This window comes from Xanthomonas axonopodis, assembly GCF_001304695.1.
GTDB lineage: Bacteria > Pseudomonadota > Gammaproteobacteria > Xanthomonadales > Xanthomonadaceae > Xanthomonas > Xanthomonas axonopodis.
In genome coordinates, this window is record NZ_JFAQ01000312.1 from 1 (window position 1) to 529 (window position 529).

The following is a 529-nucleotide window of genomic DNA, read 5'->3' on the forward strand; positions in this document are numbered from 1 at the left end:
TTGATCAGCGTTGCCTTAGTTTCCTTGTGAACGTGGCATTCGATCAGCAGTTCACCTTGTCATAGAACCAAAGCCCAATTGGACTCGCTCGGCGTGACGATGCCCGCTGTCTCAACAGCCTGCTTGAATTCTCGGTCGCAGAAGACACCTCTGTGGAAAGGCAGTCTGAAAACGTGTGCCGAACCCAGAACATCTCGCTTAAAAGCCAGCCTAATATCTCCTGTTAGATTGTAGTATTTGCCCGCTTCGAAGTCGTCACTGATTTCAATCGTGAGTTGTGAGGCTTCCTCATCCAGGGCGTCTACCATTCGGATCACATCACACAGGAAGATTCTTGGTCCCTTCGAGCCGTCAGCTAGGCGATAATCGGCCTCGGCAAATACGGACGAGCCAGGGTCTACCGATTCCATTACCTGACGAAGCCGATTGGACACCAGCCAATAACCACTCAAGCCGCCTTCGAGGTCCTGTGGCGGAACACCTTCATTGGGGTTGTAGACTAAGAGCAGCTAACAAAACTACTGCGCAG

At 51.6% G+C, this 529-nt stretch carries 1 pseudogene; it reads right to left on the reverse strand.

Annotated elements, in window-relative coordinates:
• Positions 1 to 43: 43 nt before the first annotated feature.
• Positions 44 to 503 (reverse strand): annotated as a pseudogene (locus XAXN_RS19990) (imm11 family protein); the annotation flags it as partial.
• Between the last annotated feature and the right edge of the window lie 26 nt (positions 504 to 529).